Annotated in this window: 17 protein-coding genes and 1 pseudogene; 12 read left to right on the top strand and 6 right to left on the bottom strand. The window is 63.3% G+C overall.

Translation table 11 applies throughout. The features are described from left to right. Nucleotides 1-8: 8 nt before the first annotated feature. The 4 genes from hisI (at nt 9) to P6U23_RS25700 (ending at nt 5,270) form a co-directional block, all read left to right on the top strand. Complete coding sequence (gene hisI, locus P6U23_RS25715) at nt 9-434, top strand: phosphoribosyl-AMP cyclohydrolase (RefSeq protein WP_407175313.1); 426 nt, start codon at nt 9-11, stop codon at nt 432-434. Nucleotides 435-634: 200 nt separating this feature from the next. Beyond that, a complete protein-coding gene (locus tag P6U23_RS25710; RefSeq protein ID WP_407175312.1) occupies nt 635-1,633 on the top strand; it encodes a transglycosylase SLT domain-containing protein in 999 nt (332 codons plus the stop codon). 161 nt (nt 1,634-1,794) lie between these two features. Beyond that, a complete protein-coding gene (locus P6U23_RS25705; protein ID WP_407175311.1) occupies nt 1,795-3,819 on the top strand; it encodes a phospholipase D-like domain-containing protein in 2,025 nt (674 codons plus the stop codon). 275 nt (nt 3,820-4,094) lie between these two features. Further along, nucleotides 4,095-5,270 (top strand): DUF2336 domain-containing protein, encoded by a 1,176-nt coding sequence (locus tag P6U23_RS25700; RefSeq protein ID WP_407175310.1) that lies wholly within the window; start codon nt 4,095-4,097, stop codon nt 5,268-5,270. Nucleotides 5,271-5,354: 84 nt separating this feature from the next. On the opposite strand, the gene P6U23_RS25695 is transcribed toward P6U23_RS25700, so the two are convergent. The 3 genes from P6U23_RS25695 to P6U23_RS25685 all read right to left on the bottom strand — a co-directional run bounded on the left by P6U23_RS25695 (nt 5,355) and on the right by P6U23_RS25685 (nt 7,417). Then, nucleotides 5,355-5,933, bottom strand: coding sequence for an Hpt domain-containing protein (locus tag P6U23_RS25695; protein ID WP_407175309.1), 579 nt, complete (start codon nt 5,931-5,933; stop codon nt 5,355-5,357). 17 nt (nt 5,934-5,950) lie between these two features. Next, on the bottom strand, nt 5,951-6,496 hold the full coding sequence (locus P6U23_RS25690) for a response regulator (protein ID WP_024510630.1): 546 nt from the start codon (nt 6,494-6,496) through the stop codon (nt 5,951-5,953). A gap of 141 nt (nt 6,497-6,637) precedes the next feature. Next, nucleotides 6,638-7,417 carry an NAD kinase gene (locus P6U23_RS25685; RefSeq protein WP_407175308.1) on the bottom strand — a complete coding sequence of 260 codons (780 nt, stop codon included), beginning with the start codon at nt 7,415-7,417 and terminating at the stop codon, nt 6,638-6,640. A 285-nt stretch (nt 7,418-7,702) separates the two neighbouring features. On the opposite strand from P6U23_RS25685, the gene P6U23_RS25680 reads away from it, so the two are divergent. After that, nucleotides 7,703-9,262: a S10 family peptidase gene (locus P6U23_RS25680; RefSeq protein WP_407175307.1), complete on the top strand. Its 1,560-nt coding sequence runs from the start codon at nt 7,703-7,705 to the stop codon at nt 9,260-9,262. Between the two features lie 74 nt (nt 9,263-9,336). Here the strand turns inward: P6U23_RS25680 and P6U23_RS25675 are convergent, their stop codons facing one another. Continuing rightward, nucleotides 9,337-9,882, bottom strand: a complete 546-nt coding sequence (locus tag P6U23_RS25675; RefSeq protein WP_407175306.1) for a tetratricopeptide repeat protein — start codon at nt 9,880-9,882, stop codon at nt 9,337-9,339. Between the two features lie 301 nt (nt 9,883-10,183). On the opposite strand from P6U23_RS25675, the gene P6U23_RS25670 reads away from it, so the two are divergent. From P6U23_RS25670 to P6U23_RS25655, 4 genes are all read left to right on the top strand, one after another. Beyond that, nucleotides 10,184-10,501, top strand: coding sequence for a His-rich protein BRANT (locus P6U23_RS25670; protein ID WP_407175305.1), 318 nt, complete (start codon nt 10,184-10,186; stop codon nt 10,499-10,501). Between the two features lie 263 nt (nt 10,502-10,764). Next, complete coding sequence (locus P6U23_RS25665; RefSeq protein ID WP_407175304.1) at nt 10,765-11,184, top strand: hypothetical protein; 420 nt, start codon at nt 10,765-10,767, stop codon at nt 11,182-11,184. Between the two features lie 277 nt (nt 11,185-11,461). Next, the gene (locus P6U23_RS25660; RefSeq protein WP_407175303.1) at nt 11,462-12,172 is read left to right on the top strand and encodes an outer membrane protein; all 711 of its coding nucleotides are present in this window, start codon (nt 11,462-11,464) and stop codon (nt 12,170-12,172) included. Between the two features lie 173 nt (nt 12,173-12,345). Continuing rightward, on the top strand, nt 12,346-12,585 hold the full coding sequence (locus P6U23_RS25655; RefSeq protein WP_407175302.1) for a hypothetical protein: 240 nt from the start codon (nt 12,346-12,348) through the stop codon (nt 12,583-12,585). Nucleotides 12,586-12,671: 86 nt separating this feature from the next. Here P6U23_RS25655 and P6U23_RS25650 read toward each other — a convergent pair whose 3' ends face one another. After that, nucleotides 12,672-12,920, bottom strand: coding sequence for a hypothetical protein (locus P6U23_RS25650; RefSeq protein WP_024510622.1), 249 nt, complete (start codon nt 12,918-12,920; stop codon nt 12,672-12,674). Nucleotides 12,921-13,112: 192 nt separating this feature from the next. Between P6U23_RS25650 and P6U23_RS25645 the strand changes: the two genes are divergently transcribed. Further along, nucleotides 13,113-13,220 carry a glucose transporter gene (locus P6U23_RS25645; protein WP_407175301.1) on the top strand — a complete coding sequence of 36 codons (108 nt, stop codon included), beginning with the start codon at nt 13,113-13,115 and terminating at the stop codon, nt 13,218-13,220. 39 nt (nt 13,221-13,259) lie between these two features. Here the strand turns inward: P6U23_RS25645 and P6U23_RS25640 are convergent, their stop codons facing one another. After that, nucleotides 13,260-13,661 carry a hypothetical protein gene (locus tag P6U23_RS25640; protein WP_407175300.1) on the bottom strand — a complete coding sequence of 134 codons (402 nt, stop codon included), beginning with the start codon at nt 13,659-13,661 and terminating at the stop codon, nt 13,260-13,262. Nucleotides 13,662-13,981: 320 nt separating this feature from the next. Between P6U23_RS25640 and P6U23_RS25635 the strand changes: the two genes are divergently transcribed. Both P6U23_RS25635 and P6U23_RS25630 read left to right on the top strand, forming a co-directional pair. After that, on the top strand, nt 13,982-14,602 hold the full coding sequence (locus P6U23_RS25635) for a TetR/AcrR family transcriptional regulator (protein WP_407175299.1): 621 nt from the start codon (nt 13,982-13,984) through the stop codon (nt 14,600-14,602). 228 nt (nt 14,603-14,830) lie between these two features. Beyond that, nucleotides 14,831-15,492: pseudogene (locus P6U23_RS25630) on the top strand (DUF3313 domain-containing protein). Nucleotides 15,493-15,519 lie beyond the last annotated feature (27 nt).

The following is a 15,519-nucleotide window of genomic DNA, read 5'->3' as shown; positions in this document are numbered from 1 at the left end:
GGTTTTTCGTGTCCACAGCAGCGATTGACGAGCGCGAAGAGGGCTTGGGTTTCCGGCCCAAGTTCGACGCGTCGGGGCTCCTCACCTGCATTGCCACCGATGCGGCCAGCGGCGAATTGCTGATGGTCGCGCATATGAACGAGGAAGCTCTGCGCCGTACCGTCGAGAGCGGTGAGGCCTGGTATTTCAGCCGGTCGCGCAATGCCTTGTGGCGAAAAGGCGAGACCTCAGGTCACGTGCAGCGCGTCCTGGAGATGCGGGTCGACTGCGACCAGGACGCGGTCTGGATCAAGGTCGAGCAGAAGGGCGCAGCCTGCCACACCGGCCGGCGCTCCTGCTTCTACCGCAAGCTTGAGCCGGGCGCGGGCGGACCGCGGCTCGCCTTTGTCGATGCGGAGCGGCTGGTCGATCCGGAGACGGTCTACAAGAAATAGCTCCGTCATAGACGCTCGTTATTCCGGAGCGCGCGCAAGCGCAAACCCGGAATCTCGCGCCGCAAGCTCCGGATTTTCGGGTTCGCGACTTCGTCGCGCCCCGGAATGACACAAGTGGCAGGACTTTCTTAACCCCGCATTAACCATAATCGCCGCACTGTCCGGCGCATCAGGGCGCCAGAACAGGGCGGAAGCAGGAAATGTCGGTCGACACGTCAAACGCTACGGCCGCGACGGCTGTTGATCCTTCGCGCACGCGAGTGACCGGTGCGATCAAGCAGGCGTCCAACAACACCGGCGCCAGCTTCGAATATCTTCTCGCCACCGCGAAGATGGAGTCCGACTTCAACCCCTCCGCAAGCGCTTCCACCTCGTCGGCGCGCGGCCTCTATCAGTTCATCGATCAGACCTGGCTTGCCACCGTGAAGGAAGCCGGCGGCCAGCTCGGCTATAGCCAGCTCGCCGATGCCATCACCAAGACATCGTCAGGCGAGTATGTCGTCAGCGACCCCGCGACGCGGCGGACCATCATGAAGCTGCGCGACGACCCGGCGATCGCGTCCGCGATGGCGGGGGCGCTGACTCAATCCAACAGCTTTGAGCTCACGGGCATGATCGGCCGCCGGCCGAGCGATGCCGAACTCTATATGGCGCATTTCATGGGCGTCGGCGGCGCCGCCAGGCTGATCAACAGCGCCGAGGACACTCCGCAAGCCAATGCCGCCCGGTTGTTTCCGAATGCCGCCGCCGCCAACCACTCCATCTTCTACGACCGGGCGGGGCAGCCGCGCAGCGTCTCGGAAGTCTATTCGGTCTTGAGCGCGCGTTATGCCGGCGCGGCCAGCTCCCCGCAGACGCAAACGGCGCTGGCGATGTTCGGTGCGGGCGCGACCGCGAGTTCGGTTGTGAGCGCGGCCCCGGCAATCGACAACGCGGCCTATCTCTCGTCTTTCCCGGATGTTCGTTCGGCATCGGCCGCGGCGGCTTCCACGGGCGACGCGAACAACGGCGCGCAGCCGAACGATCCGATGTTTCGTTCGCTGTATCAGGTCGACGGATCGCAGCCGGTTTCCTCGACCGTTCACACCCTGTGGGGCAACTCTTCGTCGCTGACGTCGGATACGGCATCCACGGGCAGCACCAGCGCGCCGGCGCCGCTCGATCTCTTCAGCGACCGCAACGGCACCTTCAGCGGTTGACGCGCATACCCTGCGGTCAGCCGGCCGGTCTTCCTTCACGGAAGGCGGCTTGCCTTGCGGCATCGCGGGCAATTTCTGCGAAACGTGTGCCCGTTAACTTGTACGCTTTCAGGTAGAGAAGTAGCTTCGCCAGCGGGGGACTCTTCGCTGGAGGATACTCTATGTCCATTGATGTAAGGGTTTATGACAACGGCGATCATACTTGTCTGGTTTGGCTGCCCGCGGACCGCAGGCCGATTCCGGGATGCCGCGGCTTCACCATTCGCCGCGTCGTGAAAGGCAGTCCGGACGTCTATTTGCACGGCTTTGTCGGATTTTCGGACGATGACAAGCTCGACCAGAGTGCACCCTGGAAGCATCCGCTGCAGCGATTCATGTGGTGGGATTACGGCGTGAAGCCGGGCGACACCGTGCAATATTCGGTGGTGCCGGTGATCGGCACCAAGGACAATTTGCAACTCGACCAAAATGCGGCGAGCGCTTTGACCGCGCCGATCACGATCTCGAGCCAAGCGTCGGCGAACATCAGTGCTTATTTCAACAAGGGCATCGTCTCCGCGCAGTGGGTGTCACGCGCGCTCGCCTCGCTCGGCAAGAAGCCCAAGATCGCGGATATTATCAAAGCGCCGGGCAATGAACTGAGAGACGCCTTGAGCGGATTGTTGCGGCTGCAGCTCCTGCAAATGCTCAAGGACGTGAAAGACGGCAACGGCCATGTCTATGCAGCGCTCTACGAGCTCAACGACCCCGAACTGCTCGCCGGCCTCACGGCGCTCGGCAAGAAGTGTCACTTGATCCTGGCCAACGGCGCTTTCAGCAAGAAAAACGACAATGACGAGAACAAGACGGTTCGGGCGAAACTGAAGGGCGTGGTGGACCTGTATGACCGGCTGGTTCCGCAGGGGCACTTCGCGCACAACAAATTTCTGGTGGCGTGCGATTCCGCAGGCAAGCCGCAGCGGGTGCTTTCCGGCAGCACCAACTGGACGATGACCGGATTGTGCACGCAGGCCAACAACGGCATCGTCGTAAACGACGCGAAACTCGCGCAATACTTTCTCGACGAATGGAATCTGCTGAAGGACGCCAAGAACGCCTATCCGCCGGCTCTCGCCAAGACCAACGGCAGCGCCGGAGCGAAGGGCATCAATAGCTTCAAGGTCGACGGCGCCAGCATCACCCAATGGTTCGCTCCGACCGACAAGGGCGAAGACCTCGACTATGCGCGCAAGCTGATCAACGGCGCGCAGCAGGGCATTCTGTTCCTGTTCTTCAATCCCGGCGTGTTCGTTCCCGACGGTCAGCCGGAAAACAAATGGACGTTGCTGCAGAACATCCTGTTCCGTCATCACGAGGGTACGGAGAATTACAATCCGAATCTCTACATCCGCGGCGTGGTGAACCAGGAAATCGCCGGCCTCACCGAGGAATCCATCACCGACAAACCGGCCAGGCCTTCACCCCGCGCCGCGCTCGACCCGTCGGCCGGCACGCCCGTGACGCTGTTTTCCGGCGGCAAGCAGCCGCCACAGCACCTTGGCTATGAATCGATGGTGCCCAAGAACATCAAGGACGTCTTCCACAACTGGGCCACCGAGATTCTCGGCCAGGGCGTGCACATCCACAGCAAGGTCATCGTGCTCGATCCTTTCGGCGAGCATCCAGTTGTCATGACGGGCTCGCACAACCTGGGCTTCAAGGCGTCCAGCAAGAACGATGACAATCTCATGATCATCGAGGGTAATGCGCGGCTCGCGGCGGCTTATGCCGCCAATATCATTGCGACCTACCATACCTATCGCTGGAATAGCTATGTTGAGGCGCACCGGCAGGATCCAAAGGTGTGGCACGGTCTCGTCGACCGCGATAATTGGCAAGAGAGCTATCTCGATCCGGACGGCAGCGATTTGCCCGAACTGAAATTCTGGATGGGACTGCTTCCGAGAGCGGCCGCGAGCGGAGCGGCGGCGCCGCCGCAGCCGGTGCATGTTCCGGAGCACCCGGCAGCGCCTTCGCGGCCGGTGCGATCTCGCGCGCCGAAACACCCGGCAACGACGAGGGTGGCGGCGGCAAGCAAGAAGCGCGTCACCAAGACATCGCCGCGCAAGAAATCGCCGACGACAAGGAGCGCCACAAAAAAGCAGGCAGTGAAACGGACGTCGAAGTTGCGCGGCAAGCGCAAGTGACATTCATTGCGGTCGGGTGCGCCATTGGCGCGGGTCGCATCATGAGCGGTCCGCAGTTCGCGGCGGTCGCCGAAACGGCTGCCGCCGCCTCCCATCTTACCTCCGGCCAGTGGGTCTTAATAAAACGTCAATAAAACCAGTCGGTTATGGTGAACGCTTTGTTAAGCGTCGTGGTTTATTTTCCCCTGTTGTGGCCACCAGCCTGATCCGCGGCGTCGATTGCGGACCAGACTCGGTGAGGCCGATATCGTTTGGTTGCGTAAGCCGGAAAGACAATGATCGTTCGGCAGTTCATCAGTTGGGTCAGGACCGCGTCCGCGGGCGAGCGGGCGGAAGCGACGCGCTCGCTGGCGCGGGCTTGGTTGATTTCCGATCTTTCCGAGGATGATCGTGCGGCGGCCGAGGGCGCGCTGCTCATGATGCTCGATGATCCGTCGCCATTGGTGCGAAAGGCCATGGCCGATGTGTTCGCGCGCAGCGGCGAGGCTCCGGCCGCGATCGTGCAGGCGCTCGCGCTCGACCAGCCATCGGTCGCGGTCTCCATCCTCGAACATTCGCCGCTGTTGATCGATGCCGACCTTGTCGACATCGTTGCGACCGGCGATTGCGAAACCCAATGCGCGATCGCCCGCCGCATCAGCCTGCCGGCATCGGTCGGCGCCGCGATTGCCGAGGTCGGCAGCGCGGCGGCGGCACTGGAATTGATCGAAAATCCCTATGCCGAGCTCGCGCCGTTTTCGTGGGACCGTATCGTCGAGCGCCACGGCCATCTCGCCGCGATCAGGGAATCCATGCTGCTGCTCGACGATCTGCCGGCCGCGACACGCGCGGCGCTGGTGGCAAAGCTTTCGGAGACGCTGGCGCAATTCGTGGTGGCCAGGAATTGGCTCAGCGCCGACCGGGCAGGGCGCCTCGCGAGCGAAGCCCGCGACCGTTCGGCCCTGAACATCGCGGCGCGCTCGCGCGGCGACGACATGCGCGGGCTGGTCAGCCACCTGCGCGAGACCGGTCAGCTCTCCGCCGGCCTGATCCTGCGCGCGCTGCTGTCAGCCAATCTGGAGTTGTTCGAGGCGGCGCTGGCGGAGCTTTCCGAACTGCCGCTGGCGCGGGTCTCGTCGCTGTTGCATGACCGCGGCAGTGCGAGTCTGGAGGCGTTGTTGCGCCGTGCGGGCTTGCCGGAATCGACATTTGCGGCGTTCCGTGTCGCGCTCGAGGTCTGCCATGAGATCGGCTTTGCCGACTCGGCGGGCACCGCCGCCCGCCTGCGCCGGCGCATGGTGGAGCGCGTGTTGACCCAGTGCGAGACCGACGGCAACGCCACCGAGCAGCTCTTGATCCTGTTGCGTCGCTTTGCAACGGAATCGGCGAGGGAAGAGGCGCGGCTGTTCTGCGAGGAGTTGGCCGCGGAAGCCGCGCTTGCGCGGCAGCATCATGAGCTGATCGCGGCTTAGCGTCATTGCAAGGAGCCAACGGGTCCGGGCAAAGCGCGGCCCGTTGGCTCCTTGCAATGATGAAGAGATACCGAAGGCTTTATCTCACTCCCCGGGCACGATGCTCGGGGCGAGAATGGCTTCGAGATGCTCGGGGCGGCCGCGATTGACGTGGGCGAGATATTCGTCGGCGACGCGGCGCAAGCGGCGGCTGAGCTCGGAGGAAACCGCCACCGTGTCGAACTTGGTGTGCTCGTGCACGATCGCCTGGATGGCGTTGACGTGGTGCTCGATCAGTTCGGGCGGCACCTTTTCGAGATCGGGGGCGTGTTCGATGATGCGGCACAGACTGTCGGCCGTCGCGGCGGCGGACGGAAAGCCGAAGGTTGCGGCATCGCCCTTGATGTCATGGGCGGCGCGAAACAGCTCCTCGCTGGCGGCATCGGTGAAGCCTTGGTTGCGAACGGCCGCATAAGCGGCCAACAGCCGCTCGGTCTCGACGACCATCCAGCCCTTGAATTCACCTGATAGACCGGCGAGCGCCCGTTCGGCTCGCGCGACCGGATCGTCGCCGCTCTTGCCGTCCACGTGCCGCAAGACGCTGCGCAGAGGGTTGGGTGGGGTGATGACGTGATGGGTGGCGTAGCTCTTGATCTCCAGCCCGGAGGATTTGTCTTTGGCCATGAACGTCTCCTTGCGCCCTAGACCGGTGACCGCGCCTTGTCGAGCAGCGAAGGCTGCTGCAGTACCTCGGCCTCGCCGCCGACGCGGCGCTCGGGGCCGATATAGGCGTTGTTGGTGTTGCGCCGCCGGTCGGGACCGAAATAGGTCTTGGTCTTGATGAACGGGCGCGGATTGGCGACCACGTTGAGAATACGCTGGTAAAGCCCCTTGGCTGAAATCGGCTTGGCCAGGAATTCGGTGACGCCCGCGTCACGCGCAACCGTCACGCGGCGCTTCTCGGAATGGCCGGTCAACATGATGATGGGCGCGTAGGGATTGCCCTTGGCTTCCGGCTGCCGGATCATTTGCGCAAGTTCGAGGCCGTCGAAGATCGGCATCGCCCAGTCGGTGATGACGATGTCGGGCGCATAGTGGGTGTACATTTCCAGGGCGGTCGCGCCGTCCTCGGCCTCATAGACCTCGCGCGCGCCGAACGAGTGCAGGAGCGTGCGCAAGATTCTGCGCATATGCGGGTTGTCGTCGCAGACGAGAAATCGCAGCTTGTTGAAATCGATGCGGAACATGGCCCGGCCTTGGGAACGCGAAGGCGCGACGTCGGATGTCGGTATATTGCTGTTAACCATATGGGGCGCTGGTTAACGAAGCGTTTGCGCTGCACGCCCGGCAGCAGCCATTCCGCAAAGAGTTTCGTCGAGCCGCGGCTTTTAGTAACCGAACTGCTCGCGCAGGATGCGCTCCTCGAGGCTGTGACCGGGATCGAACAGCATCCGCATCGAGATCGTCTTGTCGGAGAGCACCTCGACGCGGCACACGTTGCGCACCTCGTCATGGTCGGCGACCGCCGCGACGGGGCGCTTCTCGCCCTCGAGCACCTCGATGGTGACATAGGCGGTGTTCGGCAGTAGCGCGCCGCGCCAGCGCCGCGGCCGGAACGCGCTGATCGGCGTCAGCGCGAGCAGCGCGGCGTTGATTGGCAGGATCGGGCCCTGCACCGAAAGGTTGTAGGCGGTCGATCCGGCAGGCGTAGCCACCAGCACGCCATCGGCGATGAGCTCCGGCATGCGCTCCTGCTCGTCGATCAGGATGCGCAGGCGCGCAGCTTGATAGGTCTGGCGATAGAGGTAGACCTCATTGAAGGCATGATGGACATGCACGCCGCCGTGGTTGTCGGTCGCGCGCATCAAGAGGGGATGGATGACGGATTCGCGCGCGGCCGCGAGCCGCGTGCGCAGATCGTGCGTCGAGTACTCGTTCATCAGAAAGCCGACGGTGCCGCGGTGCATGCCGTAGATCGGTTTTCCCGAGCCCATGTGCTTGTGCAGCGTCTGCAGCATCAAGCCGTCGCCGCCGAGCGCAACCACGACGTCGGCGTCCTCCGGCGCGCAATTGCCGTAGAGCTCGGAGAGTTGCGCCAGCGCCGCCTGTGCTTCGGGCACGGAGCTCGCGACGAAGGCGATCTTCTCATATCGCTTGGGCTTACTCATGAACCTAAAAGCTCGTCTGGAACGCCTGAAGGGAATTCGCCGCGTCGTCTATACACCCCGGCCGTGCTTGTCGAGGTTAAGGAATGTGCTTCCGCGCCAATCAACGTAAATGCCGGCGTTTACGGGCGCGGATTGCCGGATTTTTGATGCGCGGCCGGACCGATTGCGCGGTGGTACCGTGGACATGTCGCAATTTCGGGCTAGATACCCCCGCAAAAGGCCGCTCATGCCTGCGTGGCTGGACAACCCGCGTGGCCTACACAGGGGAGCTTGGAGAGAACAATCATGCTCATCGAAACGCCGGCCGTCCGCACCCTCAGCCTGCTGCTCATGTTGTTCGCCGCCGTCCCGAGCGCATCCGCCCAGGATGCGCAGGAGCATATACCGACGGCCACCGCACCGGCGGGGCAAAAGGGCGGACCGGGTGCGCGCAGCGGCAGCACGCCCGCCTCGGCGGCGACAGCGGAGCAACACAAGCTGCCGCCGGATTCTACGACCAAGCACACGCTCGAACTGCCTGGCCGCTCGCTGGCGTTCACGGCAACCGCCGGCTCCATCCGCCTGTTCGATGACAAGGGCGAACCGCAGGCCGATATCGCCTATACGGCCTATCAGCTCGACGGGGCCGACCGCGCCAGCCGGCCCGTCACCTTCATCTTCAATGGCGGTCCCGGTGCGGCGTCGGCCTGGCTGCAGCTCGGCAACAACGGCCCCTGGCGGCTTGATATCAATGCGGATGCGGTCACGCCGTCGACTGCGCCCGATCTCAAGCCCAATGCCGAGACCTGGCTCGACTTCACCGATCTCGTCTTCATCGATCCCGTCGGTACCGGCTACAGCCGTTTCGTCGCGACCGGCGAGGACGTGCGAAAGAAATTTTATTCGGTCGATGGCGATGTCGCCTCGATTGCCGTGACGATCCGCCGCTGGCTGGAAAAGAACGATCGTCTGTTGTCGCCCAAATATGTTGCGGGCGAGAGCTATGGCGGCATCCGCGGGCCGAAGGTGGTTCGTAATTTGGGATCGCAGCAGGGCGTCGGCGTCAGCGGGCTGATTTTGATCTCACCGGTGCTCGATTTCCGCGAATGGTCGGGCTCCAGCATTCTCCAATATGTCGCGAGCCTGCCGACCTTTGCGGCCGTCGCCCGAGACAGGGAGAAGAAGGGGGATCTCTCGCGCGCGGACGTAAAGGATGTCGAGAGCTACGCGCGGAGCGACTTTCTGGTGGACCTGCTCAAGGGCCAGGCCGACACGGATGCGACCAACAGGATCGCTGACAAGGTCGCCGCGCTGACGGGCATCGACCAGGCGGTCAGCCGCAGACTCGCCGGCCGTTTCGATATCGACGAGTTTCGCCGCGAATTCGACCGCCGCGACGGCAAGGTGACGGGTCGCTATGATGCATCCGTGCTCGGTACCGATCCTTATCCGGATTCGAGTTCCTTCCACTTCGGCGACCCCTCGGGCGACAGGCTGGTTGCGCCGCTGACGAGCGCGGCGGTCGATCTCACCACCCGCAAACTGAACTGGCGACCGGATGGTTCTTACGAGACGTTGAATGGGGCCGTGGAACGGGCCTGGGATTTCGGCCGTGGCCTGCGCCCGCTGGAATCGACGTCAGACCTGCGCCAGATCCTGGCGCTCGATCCGAAGCTGAAGGTGCTGGTCGCACATGGGCTGTTCGATCTCGCTACGCCGTATTTCGGATCGCAGATCGCGCTGGATCAGCTCCCGCCTTTTGCCTCGCGCGTCAAGCTCGCGGTCTATCCCGGCGGACACATGTTCTATTCCCGCGACGCCTCGCGCCAGGCGTTTCGGACCGAGGTTCAGCAGTTAATGAAATAGCGCAAATGGGCCGTGCTCATTCGGGGCATTCCGGGTTCGCGCTGCCGCGCGCCCCGGAATGACGGCTTGATCGCTCAATAAACTAGGCCCGTTCCAGGCGGCTGCTCAAGCGCTGCCGCGAGCGAGCGGTATTCCTCGCTGTCCTTGCCGGCGAGCTGTGCGATCTTGTTGAGATGATACAGCGCCTGATCGCGGTTGCCCTGCTCGACCTGCCACAAGCCGTAATACTGCCAGGTCTTCACGTGGTTCGGATCGGCCTTCAGCGCGCGTTCGTACCAGACCTGAGAGAGCTTGTAGTCGCCCAGTTTGCGATAGGAATAGCCGATCAGATTGGCGACCGCGGCGTTGTCGTCATGGCCGAGCGCCTTCAACTGATCGATCGCGCCGGCATAATCCTGGCGGTCGTAGACGGTGGTGTAGGCGGCGCGATAGCCTTCTGCGAATTTCGCGTACTCCTGGCTCGGCCTTGCTTCGCTCCTCTTCTTGCCCTTCTTGCTTTCGGAAGCCGGCGGGGACGGATTGTCGTCGCCGTTGGCGTAGACCTTTGTAATCACCGGCGCCGTCGCCAGTACCATTGACAATGTCGCGAGTGTCAGAAGCCTGGCCGCAGATTTTCGCATGCATCTCTCCTGTTGATGTCGTGACGACCCGGTATCCCGGCGGCCTCCGCTCATAGCCAAAGGCCCGAGGACCTGAACCGCCGCAAGGAAAGAAAATTCCCAACCGGCGGCCATTATTTGTCCGAGTTCGGCCTCGGGTGCTCAATTTATTGGGAACATGACGAAGTCGTCATGCAGATGAACGAAATCCGACCTCGCGTGTCAGGGCAGGTTCAGTGCGCGCCGCCTAGGCTGGCCAGCATGATCGACGGATCCCGGCCGCTCCGGCCGGCAACGTCAGATCCTGAGTAGGAGATGAACCATGCTCAAGACGATTTCTGCAGCTCTGCTTGCCGCCTCGATGATCGCAGCCCCCGCGCTTGCCGCCGATTCAGGCAGCCAAAACCCGGCGAACAAGACCACCCAGACCCAAACCACACAGACGCAAGCCCCGGCCGCCAAGACCGGACAGCCGCAGACCAGTGCCACGGCCACGTCGAGCAAGAGCAAGAAGCTCAACGCGAATGCCAAGATGATCCGCCATCATCACCACAAGAAGGTCAGCCTGCACAAGAGCCATCCGAAGGTCGCCGCGAAGGTCAGCACCAAACCCGCGGCGCTCTCGACCAAGCGGAGCTGATCCGCGATTCCGTTCGGCGCGGCTGATCCGTTTCCCCACCGCGCCGACGGACGTCAGGCCCGGCCCTCGCCATCTGCTGGCACACATGGCGGCGGGCCGGGCCGTGTCTTACAGTCGGCCGAAAAGAAGTTGGCCGAAAAGTCGATTCCCTTTTTTCAGGTGAGAGGATAGAAGGCCGGCGCACGCGTGCCGGTCGGCCGCGTATTTCGGGAACTTCAAGACGAGTTGCGCTTCGGGTTTCCGGAGCTTGGGGATTTCGGCAATTGGGGATTTCAGCAAGGCTTGTCGCGATCGTGCTGTTGCCGCTCGCGCTTGCGGGTTGCCTGGGCAGTGATGAGAGCGGGCCACCGTCCTTCATGGAGGACAGCAGCGCGCCGCAACCCTTTCCCGAAAATTACCGTTCGGAATTGCTGGCGTTCATGCGGACGTACCTCAACAATCCGGTCGGCGTGCGCGATGCCATGATGGCCGATCCGGTGCAGCGAACGGTCGGGGGCAGGGTGCGCTACGTTAGCTGCCTGCGCTTTTCCGAGCAGCAAGCCGACGGCACGTACCGCCCGCCACGCGAGCAAGCCGTGCTCTTCATCAATGGCAGGCTGGATCGCGTGGTGCAGGATGCGCGCGAGCTCTGCGTTGGCGCCAATTACCAGCCGTTCCCGGATCTCGAGCATATGAGCCGCTAGCCGCCGAGGTCCGGGCGTGTCGCGGGAACTGCGGCCAAGCAGCGCGGGGGATATCCGTTCAATTTTCTGCGAACGCTGAACCGGCCAGCAACGCTGATCACCAAATGACAGGGAACAGCATGCGCTGTTTGCGAAAGATTGACGCAGGCCGGAACAAAACCGCTTTGTTGCCGGTCCGTCACAGTCGCGAACGATCAAAGCTGCGGCATCCCCTCCGGGCAACCAAATTGAGGCCATGTTGTTGGATAGGGTCGCCACCGCAATAAGGGGAATTCTGATGAAAAGGCTTTTGCTTGGCGCGGCTGCATTGATGGCTTTCGCAGGTTCTGCGATGGCGGCCGACATGCCGGCGCGTACCTATACGAAGGCTCCCGTCTATACGCCGCCGCAGGCGATCTATAATTGGACTGGATTCTATATCGGCGGCCACATCGGCGGCGCCTTCGCCGGCAACAACAGCCTGATCGGAAGCGACGGCCGATTCCTCGGTGGCGTGCAGGGCGGCTTCGACTACCAGTTCGCGACCAACTGGGTGATCGGCGCCGAGGCCCAGTACAGTTGGCTGACCAACGGTAGCAGCGGCGTGCTGTTTCCGGGCGGCAGCCTGATCACGAGCAAGAATGACCAACTCGGCTCGGTCACCGGCCGCTTCGGCTACACCTGGGGTCCGGCGCTGGTCTATGCCAAGGGCGGTTACGCCTGGCGCGATAATCCCAACATCGGGGTGAGCGTCGGCGGCACGCCGGTCGCCTTTACGGCCGACGGCGCGCACAAGGATGGCTGGACCGTCGGCGCCGGCCTCGAATACATGTTCGCGCCGAACTGGTCAGCCAAGGCCGAGTACCAGTATTACAATTTCGGCAACACCACCTTCACCAGTGGCCCTGCCGAGATCGTCGGCTCCCGCTTCCGCGACGATGAGCACACGGTCAAGGTCGGCGTGAACTATCGCTTCGGCTGGGGTGGTCCGGTCCAGTCCAGGTACTGAGACGCCCGAACCGTTTCGTCTCTTGCAAAAGGCCGGCTCATTGCCGGCCTTTTCTTTTGCTCTCTGTTCTTCGCTGTGTGCGCGCAGCTCGCGGCACAAAATTTTTTTCGCCCTTTGCGAAACTTTAGCCGATGATCGGTTATTATGCAGCCGCCGGCGGGTGGACGAGAAACATGCGTAATTTAGTAGCGGTGCTGATTTTCTCTGCGATGATGGTGCCTTGCTCCGGCCGAACGATCCTGAAATCCGAACCGCTGGTGCTGGGACCGTACGAGGTCGCCTTCGTGCAGGATGCATCCTGCCCCGCAGGCCAGGTGTTGAGGGTCACCGGCGCGATCCGCGGCCTGCATCGTAAGCGCGCATGCGTCGTGCTCTCGTCCGAGCAGGCCTCGCTTGCGGTCGCGACGCCCTGACGTCGGCTGCGCTGGGGCTGTTCGGTTCACGTCAAACGGCGGGAGCTGCTGGGGGCAGGACGTAAATCGCGACTGAGAGTAGTGCGTCAGATTTGCGGGGTCCGCGCCTCGTCGCGTTCAGCATCGGCTTGGTTCTGTTCCGGGTCTTCCTGCGGATCCGGCAGGCAGGCGCGGATTTCGTAGTCATTGTCGAGCACTGGATGGGGCGTCGGCTTGTCCTCTTCGGAAGCGACGTCGACCACAAGACCGCTCTTGCGGGCCAGTTTCCAGACATCCGCTTCGGTGGGATAGGTCTTGCTCAACTTGGCGTCATTCAAAAACAACGCATAAGGCATGGCTTGGCTCCGGATTAGCCGGCCGATAACGCCTGGAGCCGCTTCAGGTTTCCGCCAGCGGGGCGGGCCGGAACCGGCGCTTGAGGCCCGGACCAGGGCCTTCGGGCGGCGCCTGAGTCCTTAACAGGAAGTGAATGCCGAGAAAAAGAATCCCCGAGACTCCACGGCCAGAATCGCCGGATGTTCTCGCCCATGGGAACGACACTCCATACTTTCGGCGAACGCGTGCAGTTGGCGCTGGCGGCCGGCCTGTTGGTCGCCTGCACCGCCAATGTCGCGCTGGTATGGGCTTTCCTCTGATCCTGTTGGACGCTCAGGTGGATCGCTGCTTGCGACGGCCTATTTTCGCGGACGGGGCGGCGCGCCATCCCTGATTGCGGCCCGCAGCTTTGCGAGCGTGGCCGAAAAATATTCCTCGCGTTCGCGGTTGAACCGCTCCTGGTGTGCGCGAAAGCTGGCGACACGGGCATTGATCTCGGTCTTGAGGTCGTCCGCGATGCTCGATCGCGCGTTAGCGGCCGGGAGTGGGGGCAGATCGGTGGCTGGCGGGACCGGCGGGTTCGACGCGATGGTCGATGTGCCGTCGGGCTGGGCCATCTCGGGGGCGGCAGAGCCGGTGTCGGCGGACTCGGGCGCAGGAGAAGGTGGCGGCGCGCCGGCAGCCGCTTTCCTGCCCGCGACCGACTGAACGAAGGCCAGTGTCTGCGCGATCAAAGCGTCGCGTTCTCGCATCCACTTCATGGCACACCTCAGCCGCGCGTGATTTCAGCAAAGGGCGAGGGGAGAATCAAGGGCCGTGTCAGGGCTTTGCCGCAGGCCATAAGGATTTCGGTCAAGGGCGGGCGGCCTGCCGCAAGTTGTAAGTAAATATCAGCGACTTGCAGAAGTTGTCGGCTGCTGGCGGAGGAACGGACAAGGACGTGATCTCCGGACGGCTTGACAGGGGAGGCATTGGCATCCCAACTGCTTGGGGTAACGCAGGCAATTGGCGTCGCTGCGCGTCCTGTGTCGCATTCCGGCCGCTGCTTCCGGTCCGTCGCGCCCCGCTTTTTAGTTGAACGATGGATAATCCTTCTCGCTCCGAACGGTCCCGTAAAGCCGCGCTTGCCGCAGCCCTCACCATTATTGCGCGGGATGGGCCGGGCCGGCTGACGCTGGATGCGATCGCGCGAGAAAGCGGCCTGAGCAAAGGCGGCCTGATGCACCAATTCCGCACCAAGGACGCGGTGTTGAGAGCACTGCTGGAGCAGCAGTTTTCGCATTTCAACCAGTTCTCCATCGACTTTCTGAACACGGCCGGCTCATCTTCGCGCGAACCAAAGCTGGCGACGGCCATAGCCACGTCACGGGAAATCATTGCCCAGCAATATTCGGTCGCCCAGGCGATGCTCGCCGCGCTCGCTTCCGAGCCCAGCCTGCTTGCCGAGGCCCGTGACCGCGACGCCAAGAACCTCGATGCCATCAAGGCGGAGGCTGCCGATCCGGATTTGGCTGTTCTGCGCTGGGCGGCGGCGCGCGGACTCGCACTGCTCGCGATGCTCCGGCTATCCCCGATCTCCGAAGCCGAGTCGGAGCGGCTGTTCGCGCGGTTGCTTGACGAGAGCCTCTGGCCCGCGCTCGAGCAGCCGCAGAGGGAGCAGGCCGAGCGGCCCGTTCGTGCACCGGCCCGCCGGAACGGCTAGGTACAAGCGCGCCGTCTCCCGTCAAAGGCGCTGAACGCAAGCCGCTCGCGCTCGCTTGCCCTGGTTGCGGCGGATCGCCTCACGTCGATTAACCCATTTACAAACCGCCTGGTCGGTTTTAAAGATGCTCGGCATGGCTGCAGCCCCCGGTGCCTCAGCCTTACGCTTTCACGACGTCGGCCGCGCCACGCCGTCCGTTTTCCGGTTCCGAAATGAGGAGAGATCGAGATGAATGGTTGGACCGCCGCGCGCGGCGTGCTGCTGCTGGCGCTGTGCGCGAGTGCTGCGGGATGCGCCAGCGTGGCGCCGGTGGCTTATTCGGAGCTCGCCTCGTCGGCCTATCTCGCGCCCAACCAGTCCGATTCCTCGGGCCGCATGCCGTACCGTTACGCCGCGGCTGTGGACTGGCGGTCCTACGACAAGGTCATGCTCGATCCTCTCGTGATCTATCGCGGACGCGATCACCAATTCGGCGACATGTCCGAGCGCGACAAGGCGACGCTTGCCGCCTATATGCGGACCAGCTTTCTGGAAAGCCTCGGCAGCCGTTTTGCGATCACCAGCAGTCGGGCGCCGAACACCTTGCGCGTGCGGCTCACTTTGACGGGAGCGGTCGCCAACACGCCGGTGCTGGGCACCCTGTCGCGCTTCGACCTTGCCGGCGCCGTCTACAACGGGGTGCGGGCCGCGCGCGACGGCGAAGGAACGCTGACAGGCTCGGTGGTCTATGTCGTCGAGGTCTTTGATGCGCCGAGCGGGCGGCTCCTCACGCCTTCGTCGGCAAGCAATACCCGACGCCCTACGACATCAAGGCAAGCGTCGGCGCGCTCACAGCCGCGCCGGCCGGCATCGACAAGGGCGCCGACGCTCTCCTGGCTCAGCTCAGATGATGGTTTGGCGAGACGCGCACGACGACG

Origin of the sequence: Bradyrhizobium sp. STM 3562 (assembly GCF_045571435.1) — a bacterium.
Taxonomy (GTDB): Bacteria; Pseudomonadota; Alphaproteobacteria; order Rhizobiales; family Xanthobacteraceae; genus Bradyrhizobium.
This window is presented reverse-complemented; position numbering and strand designations above follow the sequence as displayed.